This window comes from Allobosea sp. Tri-44 (assembly GCF_004123845.1).
Lineage (GTDB): Bacteria > Pseudomonadota > Alphaproteobacteria > Rhizobiales > Beijerinckiaceae > Allobosea.
On the sequence record NZ_NBDP01000042.1, the window covers coordinates 90,912 to 108,749 of the forward strand.

Sequence of the window (17,838 nt, forward strand, 5' to 3'; positions counted from 1 at the left end):
GCGCACCGCTTCGTTCTCCCAGGTTAGCACAGCCCGTCCAGGCAAAGGCCGGGCTTGGTCAAGTCTCAGATAACATTGTCTAACGTTCTGCAACCGCTTCGGCGGGGCACAACGGGCTCTAGCGCGGCCCGGCGAGCAGGTCCTGCACCTTCGGGCGCTCGGAGGGGTCGATCAAGGCCGCCAGATAACGCGCGATGACCTCACTCGCCTCAGGCCCGACGAGAGTGAGCGCGCCGTTGATGCGCTTGGCCTGCAGCTGCGCCAGTCTGACCGCCAGTTCGTGGCCGGCAGCGGTGGCGTGGAGATTGCGCTGGCGCTTGTCCTGCGTGCCCGTGCGCGACTCGACGAAGCCGGTCTCGACCAGCTCCTTCAGCACCCGGTTCAGGCTCTGCTTGGTGATCTGCAGGATGTCGAGCAATTCGGCGATCGTCAGTCCCGGCCGGCGCTGGACGAAATGCAGCACGCGGTGATGGGCGCGGCCAAAACCGTAATCGGCGAGGATGCGGTCGGGATCGCCGACGAAGTCGCGATAGGCGAAGAAGAAGAGCTCGATCAGGTCGTAGGGCACGGCGGTGTGCGGCGCTTCCGACGGCGCGGCAGGAGCTGGATGCAATACGGGTGTGCTCACCATCACGCTCATTTTTTATGTCAGCCTTGTTGACATATCTCAGACGTAAGATTACCGGTCAAGCACGCGGGGCGACCGATTATGTCGCATGCGCCGGTTCCGGCGCAGCATTGATACCGCGCTTGCACGCCCTTTCGGCCTGTGGCGGAGTGCCTGCAAGAAAAGCATCTGGAGGACTGTATCATGTCTGTCATTCCTTTCGACCAGCGCGACGGCGTCATCTGGTTCGACGGCAAGCTCGTGCCGTGGAAGGAGGCAAAGGTGCACGTACTCACCCACGGCCTGCACTATGGCTCCTGCGTCTTCGAGGGCGAGCGTTCCTATGACGGCGTGATCTACAAGTGCACCGAGCACTCGCAGCGCTTCCACAAGTCGGCCGAGATCATGGATTTCACGATCCCGTACTCGGTCGCCGAGCTCGACGCTGCCAAATATCTCTGCCTGAAGGAGAACGGCCTGAAGGACGCCTATCTGCGCCCGGTCGCCTGGCGCGGCTCGGAGATGATGGCGGTGTCCGGCATGAACAACACGATCCACACCGCGATCGCGGTGTGGGAATGGCCGAGCATGTTCGACATGGCGCAGAAGCTGAAGGGCGTGCGCCTCGACCTCGCCGAATATCGCCGGCCCGACCCGGCCTGCGCGCCGGTCCATGCCAAGGCGGCGGGGCTCTACATGATCTGCTCGCTATCCAAGCATAAGGCGGAGCGTGGCGGCTATGCCGACGCGATGATGCTCGACTGGGAAGGCAATGTCGCCGAGTGCACCGGCGCCAACATCTTCTTCATCAAGGATGGCGTGGTCCACACCCCGCTGGCCGATCGCTTCCTGAACGGCATCACCCGCCAGTCGGTGGTCGATCTCTGCCGGAAGCGCGGCTTCGAAGTGGTCGAGCGCCGGATCCGGCCGGAAGAGCTCGAAGGTTTCAGCGAGTGCTTCATCACCGGCTCGGCCGCCGAGGTGACGCTGGTCTCCGAGATCGGGCCCTACAAGTTCATCACCGGCAACATGGGCAAGGTGATCATGGAGGACTATTCGGACGAGGTCCGGCAGAAGTCCAAGGTCGCGGCCTGAGCGAGACCACCACTTCTCCGTCATTCCGGACGAGCCGCGATAGCGGCGCAGCTCCGGAATCCATCGTGGAGTGCAGTTCCCTATGATGGATTCCAGCGCTCCGCTTCGCTGCGGCCGGAATGACGGCACAGAATGACGAAAATCAACCTGTTGAAATCACAAAAGCCGTTTTAGGCCAGGCTCTCACGAACCCTGTTCCCAGCGTTTCGCCGCATCGTCGTCATCCGCCTTGGCTTCGACCCAGCCGCCGAGCGTGCCGTCGGCAAGATGCTCGCGCTTCCAGAACGGGGCGCGGGTCTTGAGATAGTCCATCAGGAAGTCGGCGGCCTCGAAGGCCTCGCGGCGATGGCTCGATGTTGCGATCACCAGCACGATCTGCTCGCCTGGCTTGATCAGCCCGAAGCGATGGATGGCGACGAGGCCGGAGAGCGGCCAGCGCTTGGCGGCTTCTGCCGCGACGCGCTCAATTTCGGCTTCAGCCATCCCGGGATAGTGCTCGAGCTCGAGCGCGGCGAGGCGGCCGCTCTCGTCGCGGCAGAGGCCGGCGAAGCTGACGACGGCGCCGATATTGGTATTGCCGGCCGTCAGCGCCGCGATCTCGGCGCCGATGTCGAAATCCTCGCGCTGGATGCGGACGAGCGGCGTCATGGCGCTGACTCAGCCGCCGGTCATCGGCGGGAAGAAGGCGATCTCGCGCGCGCCGGCGATCGATGTCGCAGGCTTGGCATGGGTCTGGTCGATCGCCGCGCGCACGATCGCCTCGTTCTCGAAGGCGAGCTCATAGCCTTCGCCACGGGTCTTCAGCCAGCGCACCAGGTCGGCGATGGTCGTGGTGCCTGCGGGAGGCGTGACGGTCTCGTCAGTGAGGCCGATGCGCTCGCGCACCCAGGCAAAATAGACAAGGCGCAAGCCGGCGGGCTCGGTGGTGGCTGTATTCATGACGTGCGCTCGTCCTCCTGGACGAGGTGGCGGATGCCGGAGTTGAGATAATCCCAGCCGGTGTAGATCGTCAGCAGGGCCGCGATCCACAGCATCACGATCCCGATCTGGGTGTTATAGGGCAGGACCTTGTCACCGGCGGGGCCGGCGACGAGGAAGCCGAGCGCGAACAATTGCGCCGTGGTCTTGTATTTCGCGACCTTGCTGACCGGGACGCTGACCTGCAGCTCGGCCAGGAATTCGCGCAGGCCCGAGACCAGTATTTCGCGGCAGAGGATGACGATTGCCGCCCAGATCGCCCAGCCCTTGATGGTCTCGGTGTGGACCAGCATCAGCAGCAGAGCGCAGACAAGGAGCTTGTCGGCGATCGGATCGAGCATGCGGCCGATCGCCGATTGCTGGCCCCAGCTGCGGGCGAGCCAGCCATCGAGATAATCGGTGACCGCGGCGACGACATAGATCGCCAGCGCCGTCCAGCGTGCCCAGGCGTCCCAGGGCCAGAACAGCAGCGCGACCAGCGCCGGAATCGCGAGAATCCGGCCGTAGGTGAGAAGGTTGGGCAGCGACCAGGGGCCGCGCCGGCGGATGGCTTCGTTCAGACTCGTCACGACGCTCACCAAAGCAGCCCCTTCATGACAGCGTCAACACGCAAGAGTGTGACCCGGTCATTCGCCAAACATGTTCCGCAGAAAGGACATCAGGTTCGCGGCGAGAACATGCTCAAATTCCTGAGCTGGCGCGAAATCTCGCCTCTCTGCCGATGCCGACCGAATGGAACGCGCTAATGCTCATGGAAATGGGCGTGGACCGCCTTTGCCGTGGCGGCGTTGACGCCGGGCGTGCGCATCAGGTCGTCGAGTTTGGCGCGCTGGATCGCCTTCACCGTGCCGAAATGTAGCAGCAGCGCGCGTTTGCGCGACGGGCCGATGCCTGGAATCTCGTCGAGCGGGTTGGTCTTGATGTCGCGCTTGCGCTTGGCGCGGTGGGTGCCGATGGCGAAACGGTGAGCCTCGTCGCGCAGGCGCTGGATGAAGAACAGGGCGGGATCGCGCGGCGGCAGCTTGAACGGCTCCTTGCCGACCATGAAAAAGGTCTCGCGCATGGCGTTGCGATCCTCGCCCTTGGCGATGGCAACGAGCGCGATATCGGTTACGCCGCATTCGGCCATGATCTTGCGCGCCGCCTCGAATTGACCCTTGCCGCCATCGACGATGACGAGGTCGGGGCGGGTGGGGAAGGCGGAGTCGTCTTCGGTGTCTTGAACGGCTTCAAGCGTTTCGGCTGGAGGCGCGTCCTCTCCCCCCTTGTGGGGGAGAGCTAGAGAGGGGGGTATGCCACCCTCGAGGTCTGGTGAGTTGGGCTCGGGGGCGTTTGCGGATGCGATACCCCCCTCCCAACCCTCCCCCACAAGGGGAGAGGGCTCCCGTGCCTCATCCGGTGATGTCGAAGCGGCTCCACTCTCCTTCGCCAGCCGCGAGAACCGCCGCTTCAGCACCTCGCGCATCATGCCGAAATCGTCGCCGGCGATGGTGTCGGACGAGATGTTGAAGGTGCGGTAATGGCTCTTCATGAAGCCGTCCCGCCCGGCCACGACCATGCCGCCGACCGCGTTGGTGCCCATGATGTGCGAGTTGTCGTAGACCTCGACCCGGCGCGGCGCCTTCGCCATGCCGAACGCTTCGCCGAGCGCGGCGAGCAGGCTCTGCTGGCCGGCATTGTCGGCGAGCTTGCGGGCGAGCGCTTCATGCGCGTTCTTCTGCGCATGGGCGACGAGGTCGCGTCGCTCGCCGCGCTTGGGCGTCGCCAGCTCGACTTTGCGGCCGGCGCGCTCGCAAAGGGCCTGCGCGATGAGATCGGCCTCGGCCAGTTCGTGCGAGAGCAGGACGAGCCTCGGCGGCGGCTTGTCGTCGTAGAATTGGGTGACGACGTAGGCCAGTACCTCGGCCGGCGTCAGGCTCTTGTCGGCGCGTGGGAAGAGGGCGCGGTTGCCCCAGTTCTGCTTGTTGCGGAAGAAGAAGATCTCGACGCAAAACTGCCCGGCCTGCTCGTCGATGGCGAAGACGTCGGCCTCCTCCACCCCTTGCGTGTTGATGTCCTGCCCGGCCTGCACGGCCGAAAGCGCCGCCAGCCGGTCGCGATAGCGCGCCGCCTTCTCGAATTCGAGCTCCTCGGCCGCCGCCTGCATGCGCTTGGAGAGCAGTTCCTTCACCGCCGAGGAGCGGCCGGAGAGGAAGTCGCGCGCCTGATCGGCGAGGCCCTGATAGTCGACATGTGAGATCTCGCCGGTGCAGGGGCCGGAGCAGCGCTTGATCTGGAAGAGCAGGCAGGGCCGCGTCCGGTTCTCGTAATAGCTGTCCGAGCAGGAGCGCAGCAGGAAGGCTTTTTGCAGCGCGTCGATGGTGCGTTCCACCGCCCAGACCGAGGCGAACGGGCCGAAATAGTCGCCCTTGCGTTGGCGCGAACCGCGGTGCTTGGCGATCTGCGGCGCCGGATGGTCGCCCGAGAGGAAGATATAGGGGAAGGATTTGTCGTCGCGCAGCAGCACGTTGTAGCGCGGCCTGAGCTGCTTGATCAGGTTCGATTCGAGCAGCAGCGCCTCGGTCTCGGTGCCGGTGGTGACGAACTCCATGTTCGCCGTCTCGGCGATCATGCGCGCCACCGCATTGGTATGCGCCATGCCGCGGGCATAGGCCGTGACCCGGTTCTTCAGGCTCTTGGCCTTGCCGACATAGAGCACCTCGCCGGCACGATCGAACATCCGGTAGACGCCTGGCCGGTTCGGCAGGTGCCTGGCGAAGTCGGCGATCACCTCGATGCCGGCTTTCAACGCGCCGGGGGCGGCCTCGCCGGGATCGAGCGCGGCTTCGGGCGGGGGAAGGATGTCCTCCTCGTCCTTGAAGTCCTCGTCCGGCAGCTCTTGCCCCGGTGGCTCTTGGCGTTCGCGATTCATGACCTGCATGTAGGATGCCGCAGGCGCTTCGTCATGTCAGGAGCACGGCGGAATCCTGCAACAGCTTCTTTGCCATTCCGACGGGTTGCGCTTCGGGTTTATCGCAGGGACCAGTAGAAGCGGGCTCCTCTTCGCCCGAGGCCTGCCATGTCTGCCGATGCCCTGATGAAGGCTGCTTTGTTCGTCCCGGCCTTCATGGCACTGACAGCGCTTTGCGTCTGCCTGCAGCGCCGGCGAGCGCGGCGGCATGGCGAGTGGAAATACCTGACGCCCGGGCCGTATTTCTGGCTCGGCCTGTTCGCCGGCGTGCTGATTACCGCGGTCGCGACGCTGGTGGTCGCGGGCGGACGCGTCGAGCGGAGCTCGGGCCTGCTCTTTACCTGCGCCTTCGCCGGCTTAACGCTGTTCCTTGCGGCCCAGGCCCTGATCGAGCAGGTGCGCTGGAACGGGCATCGGGTCGAGCGGCGGACGATCTCCGGCCGGGTGATCGCGATGGGCTGGCACGAACTCGCCCGGATCGGCGTGGAGTGGACCGGCTATCTCTGGATCGCCTCTTTCGAGGGGCCACGCCTGCGCTTTTCACCGTATGACAACGGCTTCGACGAGTTGGCGACGACGATCCACTGGCATCTGCCGACCGATCTGCCGCCGGCCTCGCCCGAACTGGGTGGCGAGCCGATGCTGGTGCCGGCCCGGATGCGTGGCCGGGCCTGAGCGCGGCTCTCTGACCTCTTGACCCGGATGCCGTGCCGCCTGCATCACCGCAGCGCGCAATCCGGACCCATCGCCCATGCCCGTCTTCGCCATCCCCTTCCCGGTGATCGATCCGGTCGCGCTCCAGCTCGGGCCGCTCTCGATCAAATGGTATGGGCTTGCCTATGTCGCCGGCCTGCTCGGCGGCTGGTGGTATGCGCGCCGGCTCGCGGCGAGCGCGCCCCTCTGGGGCGGCCGGACGCGGCCGGACCCGGAATCGCTCGACGATTTCCTGCTGTTCGCCGCGCTTGGCGTCGTGATCGGCGGCCGGCTCGGCTTCGTTCTGTTCTATAATCTCGGCGAATATCTCGCCAATCCGCTGGAGATCTTCGCGGTGTGGAAGGGCGGGATGTCCTTCCATGGCGGGCTCGCCGGCGCCGCGGTGGGCCTGTGGGTCTTCGCCCGGCGGCGCGGCTATCCGCCGCTTTCGGCGCTCGATCTCGGGGCCGTGGTGGCGCCGATCGGCCTGTTCCTCGGCCGCATCGCCAATTTCGTGAATGGCGAGCTCTGGGGCCGGCCGGCGCCTGATGTGCCCTGGGCGATCGTGTTTCCGCATGGCGGCCCGGTGCCGCGCCATCCGAGCCAGCTCTACGAGGCCTTCAGCGAGGGGCTTCTCCTGCTGGTGCTCCTGATGATCGTGGTCCGTGTGGGCGGTCTGAAGCGGCCGGGCCTCGCGGCTGGGCTGTTCGGCATGGGCTATGGCATCGCCCGCACGACCTGCGAATTCTTCCGCGAGCCCGATCCGCAGCTCGGCTTCCTGTTCGGGACCGGCTGGCTGACCATGGGCATGGTGCTGTCGGTGCCGCTGTTCCTCGCCGGTCTCGTGCTGGTCCTGCGGCGGCAGAAATCGGCTAAGGCGTGAATCGCCTGGCGCAGGAGCTCGCAGAGCTGATCCGCCAGGAGGGGCCGATCAGTATCTCGCGCTACATGGCGCTCTGCCTCGGCCATCCCAGCCATGGCTACTATATGAAGCAGGACCCCTTCGGCGCCTGCGGGGATTTCACCACCGCGCCGGAGATCAGCCAGATCTTCGGCGAGCTGATCGGCTTATGGGCCGCGAGCGTCTGGCAGGCGATGGACGCGCCGGCTTCTGTCCGCCTGATCGAGATCGGACCGGGGCGCGGGACACTGATGCAGGACATGCTGCGGGCGGCGCGGGCGCTGCCAGGCTTTGGGGCGGCACTTTCGGTGCATCTGGTCGAGACCAGCCCGGTCCTGCGCGAGCGGCAGAGAGAGACGCTGGCTGCGAGCGGGGTGGCAGCGCACTGGCACGAGCGGATCGACCACGCGCTGGAAGGTCCCGCGATCGTCGTCGCCAACGAGTTCCTCGATGCGCTGCCGCTCGACCAGTTCGTCCGCACGCAGGATGGCTGGCGCGAGCGGCTCGTCGGGCTCGATGGCGAAGGGCGCCTGGCTTTCGGACTGTCCGGAGAGTCTGACGGTTCTTTGGCGATCGTAGCTCCGCCCGGCTCGGTTCTGGAGCAACCGGCGGCGGCGCTGGAGGCGGTCGCGGCCGTTGCGCGTCACGTCGCGGCCGAAGGCGGCGCAGGGCTGTTCATCGACTACGGTCCCGCCCGCTCCGGCTTCGGCGATACGCTGCAGGCGCTGAAGCGCCATGCCTTCGTCGATGTGCTCGCCGAACCGGGCGATGCCGACCTTACCGTCCATGTCGACTTCGCCCGGATGGCGCAGGCGGGACTCGCCACCGGTGCGGCTGCGCAGGGCCCGGTGACGCAGCGCGACTTCCTGCTGGCCCTCGGCCTGCAGCAGCGGCTCGAGGCCCTGTCTCTTCGTGCGACGCCGGCGCAGGCCGAGACCCTCGCGAGCGGCGCCGAACGCCTGATCGAAACCGGGCCGACGGCGATGGGCGATCTCTTCAAGGTGCTCGCGGTCGCGGACCCGAAATTGCCGATGTTGCCCGGATTTGACCTTCATCGCCTGCCAGAGCAGGGCTGAGCAGAGCCGGATCCGATCAGATTGCTCAATCTGATCGGTGAATCCGTCTCTTAACTCTAGAGATAGAGACCGTTTTGCCGATCAGCTTGCCATGCAAGCTGATCGGAACGGGTTCTAGAAATGGATGCCGTCATGTTCATCACCTCGCCCGATCTTGCGCATGAACCCGGCATCCGCCATGCCTTCTTCACCCGCGAGGGCGGCGTCTCGAGCGATATCTACGCCTCGCTGAACGGCGGGCTCGGCTCGAACGACGACAAGGCGCATATCGCCGAGAATCGTGCCCGCATGGCCGGGCAGATGGGCGTCGAGCGCGACCGGCTGGTCAGCGTCCATCAGGTGCATTCGCCGGATGTCGCGATCGTCACCGGCTCCTGGCCGGCGGAGCGGCCCAAGGCGGATGCGATGGTCTCGGTCGCTCATGGCGTAGCGCTCGGAGTTTCCACCGCTGATTGCGGCCCGATCCTGTTCGCCGATAGCGAGGCCGGCGTCATCGGCGCGGCCCATGCCGGCTGGAAGGGCGCTTTCACCGGTATCATCGGCTCGACCGTGACCGAGATGGAGAAGCTCGGCGCTCGGCGCGAGCGCATCATCGCCGTGCTCGGTCCGACAATCAGCGCTGCCGCCTATGAAGTTGGTCCGGAGTTCATCGAGCGTTTCAAGGGCGAGAACGCGACCTTCGCCCGCTTCTTCCACGCGTCGGAGCGGCCGGCTCATGCGATGTTCGACCTGCCGGCCTTCATCGCACAACGCGCGCAGGAAGCCGGCATCGGTCGCTTCTATGACCTGGCCTTGTGCACCTATGGCGACGAGGCGCGCTTCTACAGCTATCGCCGCACGACTCACCGGCAGGAGGCCGATTACGGGCGGCTGATCTCGGCGATCGCCCTGGGTTGACGAAATCCGCAACTTCCCGGTGCATTGTTCCGGTGGGTCATGACGCTTGAGTTGCGTCCCCTTCGGTAGGGCGTCATCTTCCTCTCGCCATCCACCTTGGCTGAGGGATTGAACATGGAACAGATCCTGATGAACCTGGTCGCAGGCGCGATCGGTGGTAATGCGGCCGGCAAGGCTTCGCCGACCTTCGATATAGGGACGATCGGCAATACCATCGCGGGCCTGGTCGGCGGCGGCGTACTCGGCCAGTTGATCCCGGTCCTGCTGCCGGCGATCTCGGCTGCGGCGATGGGCGGCAATCTCAGTGTCGGCAGCATCCTCACCAACCTGATCAGCGGCGGCGCCGGTGGCGCCATCCTGACCGCGATCATCGGCGCCATCAAGAACAAGGCGGCGGCCTGACCCTTCTCTCGTGGCGCCGCCGAGGCGGCGCCACGACCCTGTTGATCGAAACGATCACGACAATTGACGCCGGGCGAGCTTGCGGGAGTGCGCCGTCAGCGGGCACCTTGCGGCCCTTGCTTGCCCGAGGTCGCTAATGCCACGCCAGATCGACTATTATTTCACGCTGCTTTCGCCGTGGACCTATCTCGGTCACGGCGCCTTCATCGAGCTGGCGAGGCAGCACGGGCTTTCCGTTCGCTATCGGCCGACGCCGCTGCGCTCGGTCTTCGACGAGACCGGTGGTCTGCCGCTGCCGAAACGGCATCCGGTGCGGCAGCGTTACCGGGTGCTCGAATTGCAGCGCTGGCGCACGAAGCGCGGCTTGCCGCTGACCCTGTTCCCGAAGTTCTTTCCCTATGACGTGTCGCTGGCCGACCGGATCGTCCTCGCCCTCGTCGCGCGCGGCGAGGATCCGGCGAGTTTCGTCGGCGAGGTGCTGGCCGATGTCTGGGCTCGCGAGCAGAACATGTCACAGCCGGAGCTGATTCTGGCCGCAGCGGAGCGGGTTGGCCTCAACACTGCCGGCCTGGTCGAGGCGGCCGAAAGTGAGGCGACCAGTCAGGCCTACCAGGCGGCGATCGCGGAGGCGGTCGAAGCCGGCGTGTTCGGCGCGCCGAGCTATGTGCTAGGTGGCGAAATTTTCTGGGGTCAGGATCGGCTCGACCTCCTGGCTGATGCGCTCGCCAGCGGCAGGGCGGCCTATCGCAACGACGCGACAGCCTGAGCGCTTCCCTTAGTCGACGATGTCGGGTGTGCGCCAGGCGATGTGCTGCCCGGCGTCGACGGCGATCATCTGGCCGGTGATCGCCCTGGCCCGCGCGAGATAAAGTACCGCCTCGGCGATGTCGTCGGCCTCGACCTTGCGGCCGAGCGGGGTGCCGCCCGCTTCGGCCGCGAGCAGCGCCTCGCCGTCATGCGGGTTGGCGAAGGTCGGGCCGGGGCCGACGGCATTGACTCGGATGCGCGGCGCCAGCGCCTGCGCCATGGTCGTGGTTGCAGTCAGCAGCGCGGCCTTGGTCAGCGTGTATGAATAATATTGCGGCGTCAGCTTCCAGACGCGCTGGTCGACGATGTTGACGATCGAGCCCTGACGGTCCGGCGGCAGGCGATTGGCCATCGCGCCGGCGAGCATCGAGGGCGCACGCAGGTTGATCGAGAACTGGCGATTCCATGTTGGCACATCGAGTGCCATCAAGTCGTCGACGAGGAAGCTCGAGGCGCTGTTGACGAGCAGGCTGACTGGCCCAAGCGCGGCCTCGGCCTCGGGCACGATCCGCTCCACGGCTGCCGGATCGGCGAGGTCGGCGACGACGACGCAGGCCCGACCGCCTGCAGCAGTCAGGTCGGCGGCGAGCGCTTCGGCTTCGGCGCGCGAGGTATTGCAATGGATGGCGACCGCATAGCCGGCGCAGGCAAGGCGCAGGGCGATGGCGCGGCCGATGCGCTTTGCGCCACCGGTGACAAGGGCAACCTCAGCCGCCATGCTCGTTTCCGTTCGCGCGGGAGCCGCGTCGCCGGAGCCTGCGCTCCCAGTGCTTGGCGACGCGCAGATAGCGATAGAAGGTGTAATTCATCGTGGCCATGAAGCCGTAGACCCCGCGCAGAGCGTGACGTCGTCCGATATAGGCCTTGATGACGTTGGCAGGAAATTCCGCGCGAGCCGGAAGACGGAAAGCGTTTTGCCGCGCCCGCCGAGATTCATGGCGATGGCCTGCGTGCCGTCGGCCGAGCCTGAATCGATCACGACGATGTCATCGCTCAGGGCGCGAACCGCCGCTATGGTGCGGCCGATGCGGTCGGCTTCGTCGCGCGCGATAATGAAGATCGAAAGCGGTAACACTTAAGGCGGATCTCGAAAGGTAGGGTCCAGTCGGCTAAAGCACGCGCTAGGGGAGGCTGCAAGCACGGGGCGCATGGCTGATTTGCGCCAGCCATGGAACCCAAACCGGTTTGCGGCGGTTATGTGATGGCCGTGCGTAGTCGGTGACGCTGCGTTAGTATTCGGTTAGCCATTCAGACTGTCTTAACAAAGACTAACCGGAATTGATGAATATGCCTTGCTTGTTCCGGATCGTGCCGCAATTTCGCCTCGGTCTGGCAAGCAGATGTGTTCTCGCCGCAACAGACACGGCCCGCTACAAACCCTATAACGGGGTCACTGAAATCACCTGCCGGCCAGCGCCGGGAAATACGATGACTAAGGAGTTTGTCATGAAGAAGTATCTGCTTTCGGGCGTTGCGGCCCTCGGCCTCCTCGCCGCCGGCGCTGCCTCCGCTGCCGACCTGCCGAGCCGCAAGGGCCCGGTCGTCGCCCCGATCTACGCTCCCGTGTTCACCTGGACCGGTTTCTACGTCGGTGCCAACGCCGGTTACGGCTTCGGCAATGTGAACGCCAACGGCTTCGCCAATGTCGGCGATCTCGACGGCTTCATCGGTGGTGGCCAGATCGGCTACAACTACCAGATCGGCCAGTTCGTGATCGGCGCCGAAGCCGACTTCCAGGGCGCTGACCTCAGCAGCGGCAGCAACCTCGGCCTGGTCAACATCAAGACCGAGTGGTACGGCACCGTCCGCGCTCGCGCCGGCTTCGCCTTCGACCGCTTCCTGGTGTACGCCACCGGTGGTTGGGCTTACGGCAACGTCAGCACCTCGGTTCCGGCTCTGGCCTTCTCGTCTGACCGCACCCACACCGGCGGCTATGCCATCGGCGGCGGCGTCGAGTACGCCTTCACCAACAACATCATCGCTGGCGTCGAGTATCAGTACGTCGACCTCGGCGAGAAGAACATTGCTGGCGTTCCCGGCTCGAAGGTCGGCACCGACTTCTCGGTCGTCCGCGCCCGCCTCAGCTACAAGTTCTGATTTCTCCTCCCGGAGACAGAGCGAACCCGGTGGCCTCGGCCACCGGGTTTTTTGTTGGCTGTCGCGTCGAGCCGTCATTTCGGGTGTGCAGCTCCGGGTATCCGCCTTTGCGGACGCAGCGACCTAGTCCAGGGAGATGGAACTCTGCCGTCCCCGGATTGCGTCAACGTTGCGCTTGTCGCAGTGGCGGCTCCGGCGGTCGGGGCCGATTGAGAAATGCCTAGCCTTTGAAGCGCGTGGCCTCGAAAGCGGGAACCTTGGCGGCGAACGTGTCGAGCCAGGCGACCAGCGCTGGATGGCCGGCGCGCCAGACTCCCTCGAAACGCAGATCCAGATAACCGAGCGCACAGGCGAGCGCGATCTCGCCGATGCGGGGCCGGTCATAGACGGGAGGCGCAGCTTCGAGCGAGGCGAGGGCTCGCGCGACCTTGCCGGCCTGATTCTCGGTCCAGGCGGCATTGCGCATTTCGGCCGTGCGCAAGCGGAGCTCATAGACCTGCAGCAAGCCCGCGTCGCAGACCCCATCGGCGACAGCCTGCAGGCGCAATTGCGCAAAGCGATCCTCGCCCGCCGGAAAAAGCCTGCCGCCGCCGGCGAGATGGTTGAGATACTCGGCGATCACCCGTGAATCGAACAGCGTCGTGCCGTCCTCGAAGACCAGAGTGGGCACCTTGCCGAGCGGGTTCTGGCGCCGCAGCGATTCCGCGGGATCGTTGGTGTCGGCCGGCACGATCTCGATCCGGTCTTCCAACCCCAATTCAGCAATCGCGATCTTGATCTTGCGGCCAAAGGGGGAGGTGGGAGAGGAGCGCAGGATCAGCATCGGTCATGGCCTTCGGCTGGGCGGATGGGAGCGATCAGCCGTCGGGGCGGATCGCCTCGCAGCGATAGCGCGGGTGCGGTCCCTGCGCGAGCCGTTCGCACAGGGCTGGCAGCAGAATCTCGGCTTCCTGCACCAGCAGCCAGGGCGGATTGACGACGAGCATTCCTGTCGCGCTCAGACCGCCGGCGGCGTCCGGCCGGTCGACATCGATCTCAAGCTGGAGCAGGCGGCCGATGCCGGCGTCGAGGATGGTGTCGAGCAAGCTTTCGACGGCGCGCATGTCCTTGATCGGGTACCAGAGCGCGTAGATTCCCGTCGGCCATTTGCGGTGCGCGGCGATGAATTCGGCCGCCAGCGTCGCAAACTCGTCCTTCTCCTCGAAGGGCGGGTCGATCAGGACGAGACCACGGCGCTCCTTTGGCGGAACATTCGCGCGCAAGGCCGTCCAACCGTCGATCTCGAGCGCCTTGCAGCGCTCGTCGCGGGCGAGCGCCTGGGAGAGCTTGCGGAAGGTATTCTCGTGCAGCTCAGCCGCGATCAGGCGGTCATCGGCTCGCATCGCATGTCGGCAGAGCCAGGGCGAGCCGGGATAGGTCTCGGCGCCATGGCGAGCACGGGCGGCGGCGAGTGCCTCGCGCCAGGGCCTCAACAGGTCTTCGACCTTCGAGGCGAGCGGTGCCTGCTCGAGCCTGGCGACGCCGTCGCGCCATTCATGCGTCTTCAGCGCCTCCTCGGAGCCGAGATCATAGCGACCGAAGCCGGCATGCGTGTCGATGACGCGCCAGGGTTTGTCCTTGGCGTTGAGGTGCGTGAGGATGCGCATCAGCACGACGTGCTTGAGCACATCGGCGAAATTGCCGGCATGGAAACCGTGGCGGTAGTTCATCTCTGATCAGCGAATCGCGTTGACGCGAAAATCCCGTGCGCGGCAGCCGGAGCGGTCGACCTCCTCGCAGGTCCTGAAATTACGTAGGTCCTTGCTGAAGCAGATGCGCACCTCTTCCAGCACACCACGACGGCAGGAGACCGACATCATGTCGGTCCGCAAGCCCGGGTTGGCGGCGACGAAGGCGCGTTCGAGATCGAGCGCGGTCCAGCTCTGTTCGCTGTCACCCTTCTGCAAGGCAGGTGGGATCACGACCTTGTCGCGGGCGCGGCGGGCATCGGCGAAATAGTCGGCTGGGCTCGAGCCTGAGCAACTGCCGTGCTTGCGCCATTGGTAGCGGGCAAGACTCTCGGTCGGGAACAGGCCCTCGGCCTGCTCCATGGCGATTCGCGAGGGTGAACGGCCCGACGGGCCGCAATCGCTGGGGAAGCCACGCTCGTATTGCGGCCAGAGGCCATGCACCACGAAGCCGAGATTGGCGCCGGCCACGCATTGCTCGCGGTTGCGCCCGCGGCCGCCATCGAGCTCGCAGAAGCCCGGCGACCAGGAGAGGGCGAGGACGTAGAAGTCGAAATCGCCCGGCGAGCCACCGCGCTCATAGCGACCCTGCGCGAGAGCAGTGCCGGCCAGCGTGCAAGCGGCCAGAAGGCCAAGGGCGACTCGTTTCAGGAACATGGTCGGCCCGATCAGGGGCGCGCCATCTTGCAGTCGGGCGCGTAGGAGCGATGGCGATCGAGGCCGGATACGCACCAATTGACGTTCCAGGACCAGCCGAACAGCCCGAGATTCTCGCGGACCGAATAGTCGACCCGGCGCAGCACGCCGTCATTGGTGAGCACGCGCGCGCTGCAGAAACGGCGCGGGATAAAATCGTCGCCCCACGGGCGCCAGGCGACGGGCCGGACGCGGTCGAAGCTGACCGCCTGCAGCGGCCCCCAGAACTTGGCCTCGCGCGAATTGAACCAGCTGGTGATCTCGCCGAGTACGGCCGGATCCTCGCAGGCCGGCAGATTGCCGTACATCGGGATGATTCGCTCTTCCGCCCGGTCGGCCGGGTGGACATAGCGCCCGCCCGCCGCCTGGGCGGAGAGACCGGCCAGGCACAGCCCGGCGACGAGAGTGGAGAGAAACGAAACGCGGCGCATAGGGGCCTCGCGAAGGGGTTAAATCCGTTGCGGGCACGATGGCTGGGGGGGCGCCTACGGTCAAGGCGGATAGGCGGGGCGCTGCATGTCGAGCAAGGCCTGTGGCTTTTCGATCCGGCTGCAGGCTGCGGCAGGCAAGAAAAAAGGCCGGCGTCCCGAAGGAGCCGGCCTGAAAGTTTGAAACATCCAGCGCAAAAGCGCCAAACATCTCAGAGGGGAACGGCTGGAACGAACTCAACGCCGGGAGGAGATGCGGAGCCCGTTCCGAACAACCGTGGACTGAATATCGGGCAGGCCCTGCCTTTTCGCAATGCAGCATTGGTCGGGTCGGTTATGCGCTAGCAACATGACTTATTGCTAGAATTCGTCACAATTGCCAGGAGACCGCGCGTGGCACGCATGCGCGGGCGGCATAAAGTATCGTGCTGCCGGATTTTCCGGCAGCACCTGCCTGTCGTTCAGTACGTCCAGCGCTGCGACTTCTGGATCAGGAAATCGCGGAAGACCTGCACGCGCGCGACCGATTTCATCTCCTCCGGGTAAACCAGATAGCTTTCAAGCTGCGGCATCTCGGTCTCGCGCATCAACTGCACGAGCGGCGAGCCGGCCTCGATCAGATAATCGGGCAGGATGGCGATGCCAGCACCCGAATCGACCGCGCGCTTCATCGCCGTGATGTTGTTGACGGTGAGGTGGATCGGCCGCGGGTTGCGCTGGTCGCGGCCAAGCGTGCCGAGCCAGTGCACCGCTGTCAGATAGGACGGCGAGGAGGCGCCGAAGGAGAGCAGCCGGTGGTTGTCGAGCTCCTCATAGCTCTTCGGCTCGCCGAAGCGCTTGATGTAGGCTGGCGCACCATAGACGTGGAAGTGGACAGTGAAGAGCCGGCGCTGGATCAGGTCGGGCTGTTGCGGCTGGCGCAGGCGAATCGCGATATCGGCCTCGCGCATCGAGAGATCGAGTTCCTCGTCGGTGAGGATCAGCTCGACCTTGATGTCAGGGTAGAGATCGAGGAACTCGGCGAGGCGAGGCGTCAGCCAATGGCCGCCGAGGCCGCGCGTCGCCGTGACCTTGAGCTCGCCGGAGGGATGCTCGCGCGTTTCCGAGAGCTGGGCGCGCGTTCGCTCCAGGCGCTGCGTCATCTCACGCGCAGCGCGCCAGAGCAGCTCGCCCTGCTCGGTGAGTATGAGGCCACGCGTGTGCCGATGGAACAGCGGCGCGCGCAATTCGCGCTCCAGTGCACCGATCTGACGACTGACTGCCGACTGGCTGAGACCCAGCCCGTCGCCGGCTTTGGTGAAACTTCCCGATTCAGCGACCGTGTAGAAGATTCGGATGCGGTCCCAATCCACCGCGTTCCCCCCCGTGTTATGCGTTCAGCGCATGATGGGGGGATCGAGTTGTCCGGTCAACGACTCCTTTGCCGGGACGGTTGATTTTAGCCGTTAATATCGTGCTGGAACTGATCAATTCCAGTGATGAGAGCGGCTCCCGCCTATTCCGCCGCCTCGCGGATTCCAAGCTCCTGGGCCTGTAGCCAGCGTTCGGCGTCGAGTGCTGCCATGCAGCCGAGACCGGCCGCCGTCACGGCCTGACGGTAGTGCTCGTCAGTGACGTCGCCGGCGGCGAAGACGCCGGGCACATTGGTCTGGGTCGTGCCGGGTGTGACCTCGAGATAGCCCGAATCGCGCATGGCGAGCTGGCCGGCGAAGAGCTCGGTCGCCGGCTTGTGGCCGATAGCGATGAAGATTCCGTCCGTCGCAAGATCGCGCAAGGTCCCGGTCTTCGCGTCGCGCAAGCGGATATGCGTCACGGAAGGCGGCTGCGTGCCACCGAGGATCTCGGCGACCTCGGCATTCCAGATCACCTCGATCTTCGGGTGCTTGAAGAGGCGATCCTGCATCACCTTCTCGGCACGCAGCGAATCGCGCCGGTGCACCAGCGTGACCTTGCTGGCGAGATTGGCGAGATAGAGCGCTTCCTCGACCGCGGTATTGCCGCCGCCGACCACGACGACCTGCTTGTTGCGGAAGAAGAAGCCGTCGCAGGTGGCACAAGCCGAAACGCCGAAGCCCTGGAAGGACTGCTCCGAAGGCAGGCCGAGCCATTTCGCCTGCGCGCCGGTCGCGACGATCAGCGAGTCACAGGAATAAGTCTCGCCGCCATCGCCCCAGAGTCGGAAGGGGCGCTGCGAGAGATCGACGCGGGCGATGTGGTCGGAAACCATCTTGGTGCCCATATGCTCGGCCTGGGCGCGCATCTGCTCCATCAGCCAGGGGCCCTGGATCACATCGGCGAAGCCGGGATAGTTCTCGACATCGGTGGTGATCATCAGCTGGCCGCCGGCTTGCAGGCCGGAGATCATCACCGGTTCGAGCAGGGCGCGGGCGGCGTAGATCGCGGCGGTGTAACCGGCGGGGCCAGAGCCGACGATCATCACCTTGGCGTGGATATGGGCCATCTGTCTGGTTCCTGAGCCGGCAC

21 protein-coding genes are annotated in these 17,838 nt (G+C 65.5%); 8 read left to right on the plus strand and 13 right to left on the minus strand.

The window, feature by feature from the left end; all coding sequences use genetic code 11:
• Window positions 1-118: 118 nt before the first annotated feature.
• Entirely contained in the window at window positions 119-640 is a 522-nt protein-coding gene (locus tag B6S44_RS23690; RefSeq protein ID WP_129159348.1) for a MarR family winged helix-turn-helix transcriptional regulator, read from the minus strand.
• Between the two features lie 171 nt (window positions 641-811).
• On the opposite strand from B6S44_RS23690, the gene B6S44_RS23695 reads away from it, so the two are divergent.
• On the plus strand, window positions 812-1,702 hold the full coding sequence (locus B6S44_RS23695) for a branched-chain amino acid aminotransferase (RefSeq protein ID WP_129159349.1): 891 nt from the start codon (window positions 812-814) through the stop codon (window positions 1,700-1,702).
• A 183-nt stretch (window positions 1,703-1,885) separates the two neighbouring features.
• On the opposite strand, the gene B6S44_RS23700 is transcribed toward B6S44_RS23695, so the two are convergent.
• From B6S44_RS23700 to uvrC, 4 genes are all read right to left on the minus strand, one after another.
• Window positions 1,886-2,350 carry a molybdenum cofactor biosynthesis protein MoaE gene (locus B6S44_RS23700; RefSeq protein ID WP_129159350.1) on the minus strand — a complete coding sequence of 155 codons (465 nt, stop codon included), beginning with the start codon at window positions 2,348-2,350 and terminating at the stop codon, window positions 1,886-1,888.
• A 9-nt stretch (window positions 2,351-2,359) separates the two neighbouring features.
• Entirely contained in the window at window positions 2,360-2,611 is a 252-nt protein-coding gene (gene moaD / locus B6S44_RS23705) for a molybdopterin converting factor subunit 1 (protein ID WP_129159555.1), read from the minus strand.
• 26 nt (window positions 2,612-2,637) lie between these two features.
• Window positions 2,638-3,249, minus strand: a complete 612-nt coding sequence (gene pgsA / locus B6S44_RS23710; protein WP_349236386.1) for a CDP-diacylglycerol--glycerol-3-phosphate 3-phosphatidyltransferase — start codon at window positions 3,247-3,249, stop codon at window positions 2,638-2,640.
• 173 nt (window positions 3,250-3,422) lie between these two features.
• Window positions 3,423-5,591, minus strand: a complete 2,169-nt coding sequence (gene uvrC, locus B6S44_RS23715; RefSeq protein WP_129159557.1) for an excinuclease ABC subunit UvrC — start codon at window positions 5,589-5,591, stop codon at window positions 3,423-3,425.
• Window positions 5,592-5,738: 147 nt separating this feature from the next.
• On the opposite strand from uvrC, the gene B6S44_RS23720 reads away from it, so the two are divergent.
• The 6 genes from B6S44_RS23720 (at window position 5,739) to B6S44_RS23745 (ending at window position 10,365) form a co-directional block, all read left to right on the plus strand.
• Window positions 5,739-6,305 (plus strand): hypothetical protein, encoded by a 567-nt coding sequence (locus tag B6S44_RS23720; protein ID WP_129159351.1) that lies wholly within the window; start codon window positions 5,739-5,741, stop codon window positions 6,303-6,305.
• Between the two features lie 76 nt (window positions 6,306-6,381).
• On the plus strand, window positions 6,382-7,206 hold the full coding sequence (lgt, locus tag B6S44_RS23725; RefSeq protein WP_129159352.1) for a prolipoprotein diacylglyceryl transferase: 825 nt from the start codon (window positions 6,382-6,384) through the stop codon (window positions 7,204-7,206).
• Window positions 7,203-8,300 (plus strand): class I SAM-dependent methyltransferase, encoded by a 1,098-nt coding sequence (locus tag B6S44_RS23730; RefSeq protein WP_164985940.1) that lies wholly within the window; start codon window positions 7,203-7,205, stop codon window positions 8,298-8,300. The genes lgt and B6S44_RS23730 overlap by 4 nt, the downstream gene beginning before the upstream one ends.
• A gap of 132 nt (window positions 8,301-8,432) precedes the next feature.
• The gene (gene pgeF, locus B6S44_RS23735; protein ID WP_129159353.1) at window positions 8,433-9,197 is read left to right on the plus strand and encodes a peptidoglycan editing factor PgeF; all 765 of its coding nucleotides are present in this window, start codon (window positions 8,433-8,435) and stop codon (window positions 9,195-9,197) included.
• 114 nt (window positions 9,198-9,311) lie between these two features.
• Window positions 9,312-9,599 carry a hypothetical protein gene (locus tag B6S44_RS23740; protein WP_057190773.1) on the plus strand — a complete coding sequence of 96 codons (288 nt, stop codon included), beginning with the start codon at window positions 9,312-9,314 and terminating at the stop codon, window positions 9,597-9,599.
• Between the two features lie 136 nt (window positions 9,600-9,735).
• Entirely contained in the window at window positions 9,736-10,365 is a 630-nt protein-coding gene (locus tag B6S44_RS23745; protein ID WP_129159354.1) for a 2-hydroxychromene-2-carboxylate isomerase, read from the plus strand.
• 9 nt (window positions 10,366-10,374) lie between these two features.
• Here the strand turns inward: B6S44_RS23745 and B6S44_RS23750 are convergent, their stop codons facing one another.
• Both B6S44_RS23750 and B6S44_RS23755 read right to left on the minus strand, forming a co-directional pair.
• Window positions 10,375-11,124 (minus strand): SDR family oxidoreductase, encoded by a 750-nt coding sequence (locus tag B6S44_RS23750; RefSeq protein WP_129159355.1) that lies wholly within the window; start codon window positions 11,122-11,124, stop codon window positions 10,375-10,377.
• Between the two features lie 87 nt (window positions 11,125-11,211).
• Window positions 11,212-11,481, minus strand: coding sequence for a glycosyltransferase (locus B6S44_RS23755; RefSeq protein WP_248309735.1), 270 nt, complete (start codon window positions 11,479-11,481; stop codon window positions 11,212-11,214).
• Window positions 11,482-11,852: 371 nt separating this feature from the next.
• Between B6S44_RS23755 and B6S44_RS23760 the strand changes: the two genes are divergently transcribed.
• Entirely contained in the window at window positions 11,853-12,503 is a 651-nt protein-coding gene (locus B6S44_RS23760) for an outer membrane protein (RefSeq protein ID WP_126109382.1), read from the plus strand.
• A 220-nt stretch (window positions 12,504-12,723) separates the two neighbouring features.
• Here B6S44_RS23760 and B6S44_RS23765 read toward each other — a convergent pair whose 3' ends face one another.
• The 6 genes from B6S44_RS23765 to trxB all read right to left on the minus strand — a co-directional run bounded on the left by B6S44_RS23765 (window position 12,724) and on the right by trxB (window position 17,815).
• Window positions 12,724-13,326: a glutathione S-transferase family protein gene (locus tag B6S44_RS23765; RefSeq protein ID WP_206735235.1), complete on the minus strand. Its 603-nt coding sequence runs from the start codon at window positions 13,324-13,326 to the stop codon at window positions 12,724-12,726.
• Window positions 13,327-13,360: 34 nt separating this feature from the next.
• The gene (locus B6S44_RS23770; protein WP_129159356.1) at window positions 13,361-14,212 is read right to left on the minus strand and encodes a 23S rRNA (adenine(2030)-N(6))-methyltransferase RlmJ; all 852 of its coding nucleotides are present in this window, start codon (window positions 14,210-14,212) and stop codon (window positions 13,361-13,363) included.
• Window positions 14,213-14,218: 6 nt separating this feature from the next.
• Window positions 14,219-14,887, minus strand: a complete 669-nt coding sequence (locus tag B6S44_RS23775; RefSeq protein WP_129159357.1) for a ribonuclease T2 family protein — start codon at window positions 14,885-14,887, stop codon at window positions 14,219-14,221.
• Between the two features lie 11 nt (window positions 14,888-14,898).
• On the minus strand, window positions 14,899-15,357 hold the full coding sequence (locus B6S44_RS23780; RefSeq protein ID WP_129159358.1) for a hypothetical protein: 459 nt from the start codon (window positions 15,355-15,357) through the stop codon (window positions 14,899-14,901).
• 458 nt (window positions 15,358-15,815) lie between these two features.
• Entirely contained in the window at window positions 15,816-16,706 is an 891-nt protein-coding gene (locus B6S44_RS23785) for a LysR family transcriptional regulator (protein WP_129159359.1), read from the minus strand.
• 143 nt (window positions 16,707-16,849) lie between these two features.
• The gene (trxB, locus tag B6S44_RS23790) at window positions 16,850-17,815 is read right to left on the minus strand and encodes a thioredoxin-disulfide reductase (RefSeq protein ID WP_129159360.1); all 966 of its coding nucleotides are present in this window, start codon (window positions 17,813-17,815) and stop codon (window positions 16,850-16,852) included.
• Window positions 17,816-17,838 lie beyond the last annotated feature (23 nt).

Bases quoted from the DNA above. Each gene is read 5' to 3' on its own strand.
- B6S44_RS23690 (WP_129159348.1), bottom strand. From the start codon at position 640: ATGAGCGTGATGGTGAGCACACCCGTATTGCATCCAGCTCCTGCCGCG.
- B6S44_RS23695 (WP_129159349.1), top strand. From the start codon at position 812: ATGTCTGTCATTCCTTTCGACCAGCGCGACGGCGTCATCTGGTTCGAC.
- B6S44_RS23700 (WP_129159350.1), bottom strand. From the start codon at position 2,350: ATGACGCCGCTCGTCCGCATCCAGCGCGAGGATTTCGACATCGGCGCC.
- uvrC (WP_129159557.1), bottom strand. From the start codon at position 5,591: ATGAATCGCGAACGCCAAGAGCCACCGGGGCAAGAGCTGCCGGACGAG.
- B6S44_RS23720 (WP_129159351.1), top strand. From the start codon at position 5,739: ATGTCTGCCGATGCCCTGATGAAGGCTGCTTTGTTCGTCCCGGCCTTC.
- lgt (WP_129159352.1), top strand. From the start codon at position 6,382: ATGCCCGTCTTCGCCATCCCCTTCCCGGTGATCGATCCGGTCGCGCTC.
- pgeF (WP_129159353.1), top strand. From the start codon at position 8,433: ATGTTCATCACCTCGCCCGATCTTGCGCATGAACCCGGCATCCGCCAT.
- B6S44_RS23740 (WP_057190773.1), top strand. From the start codon at position 9,312: ATGGAACAGATCCTGATGAACCTGGTCGCAGGCGCGATCGGTGGTAAT.
- B6S44_RS23745 (WP_129159354.1), top strand. From the start codon at position 9,736: ATGCCACGCCAGATCGACTATTATTTCACGCTGCTTTCGCCGTGGACC.
- B6S44_RS23750 (WP_129159355.1), bottom strand. From the start codon at position 11,124: ATGGCGGCTGAGGTTGCCCTTGTCACCGGTGGCGCAAAGCGCATCGGC.
- B6S44_RS23760 (WP_126109382.1), top strand. From the start codon at position 11,853: ATGAAGAAGTATCTGCTTTCGGGCGTTGCGGCCCTCGGCCTCCTCGCC.
- B6S44_RS23765 (WP_206735235.1), bottom strand. From the start codon at position 13,326: ATGCTGATCCTGCGCTCCTCTCCCACCTCCCCCTTTGGCCGCAAGATC.
- B6S44_RS23770 (WP_129159356.1), bottom strand. From the start codon at position 14,212: ATGAACTACCGCCACGGTTTCCATGCCGGCAATTTCGCCGATGTGCTC.
- B6S44_RS23775 (WP_129159357.1), bottom strand. From the start codon at position 14,887: ATGTTCCTGAAACGAGTCGCCCTTGGCCTTCTGGCCGCTTGCACGCTG.
- B6S44_RS23780 (WP_129159358.1), bottom strand. From the start codon at position 15,357: ATGCGCCGCGTTTCGTTTCTCTCCACTCTCGTCGCCGGGCTGTGCCTG.
- trxB (WP_129159360.1), bottom strand. From the start codon at position 17,815: ATGGCCCATATCCACGCCAAGGTGATGATCGTCGGCTCTGGCCCCGCC.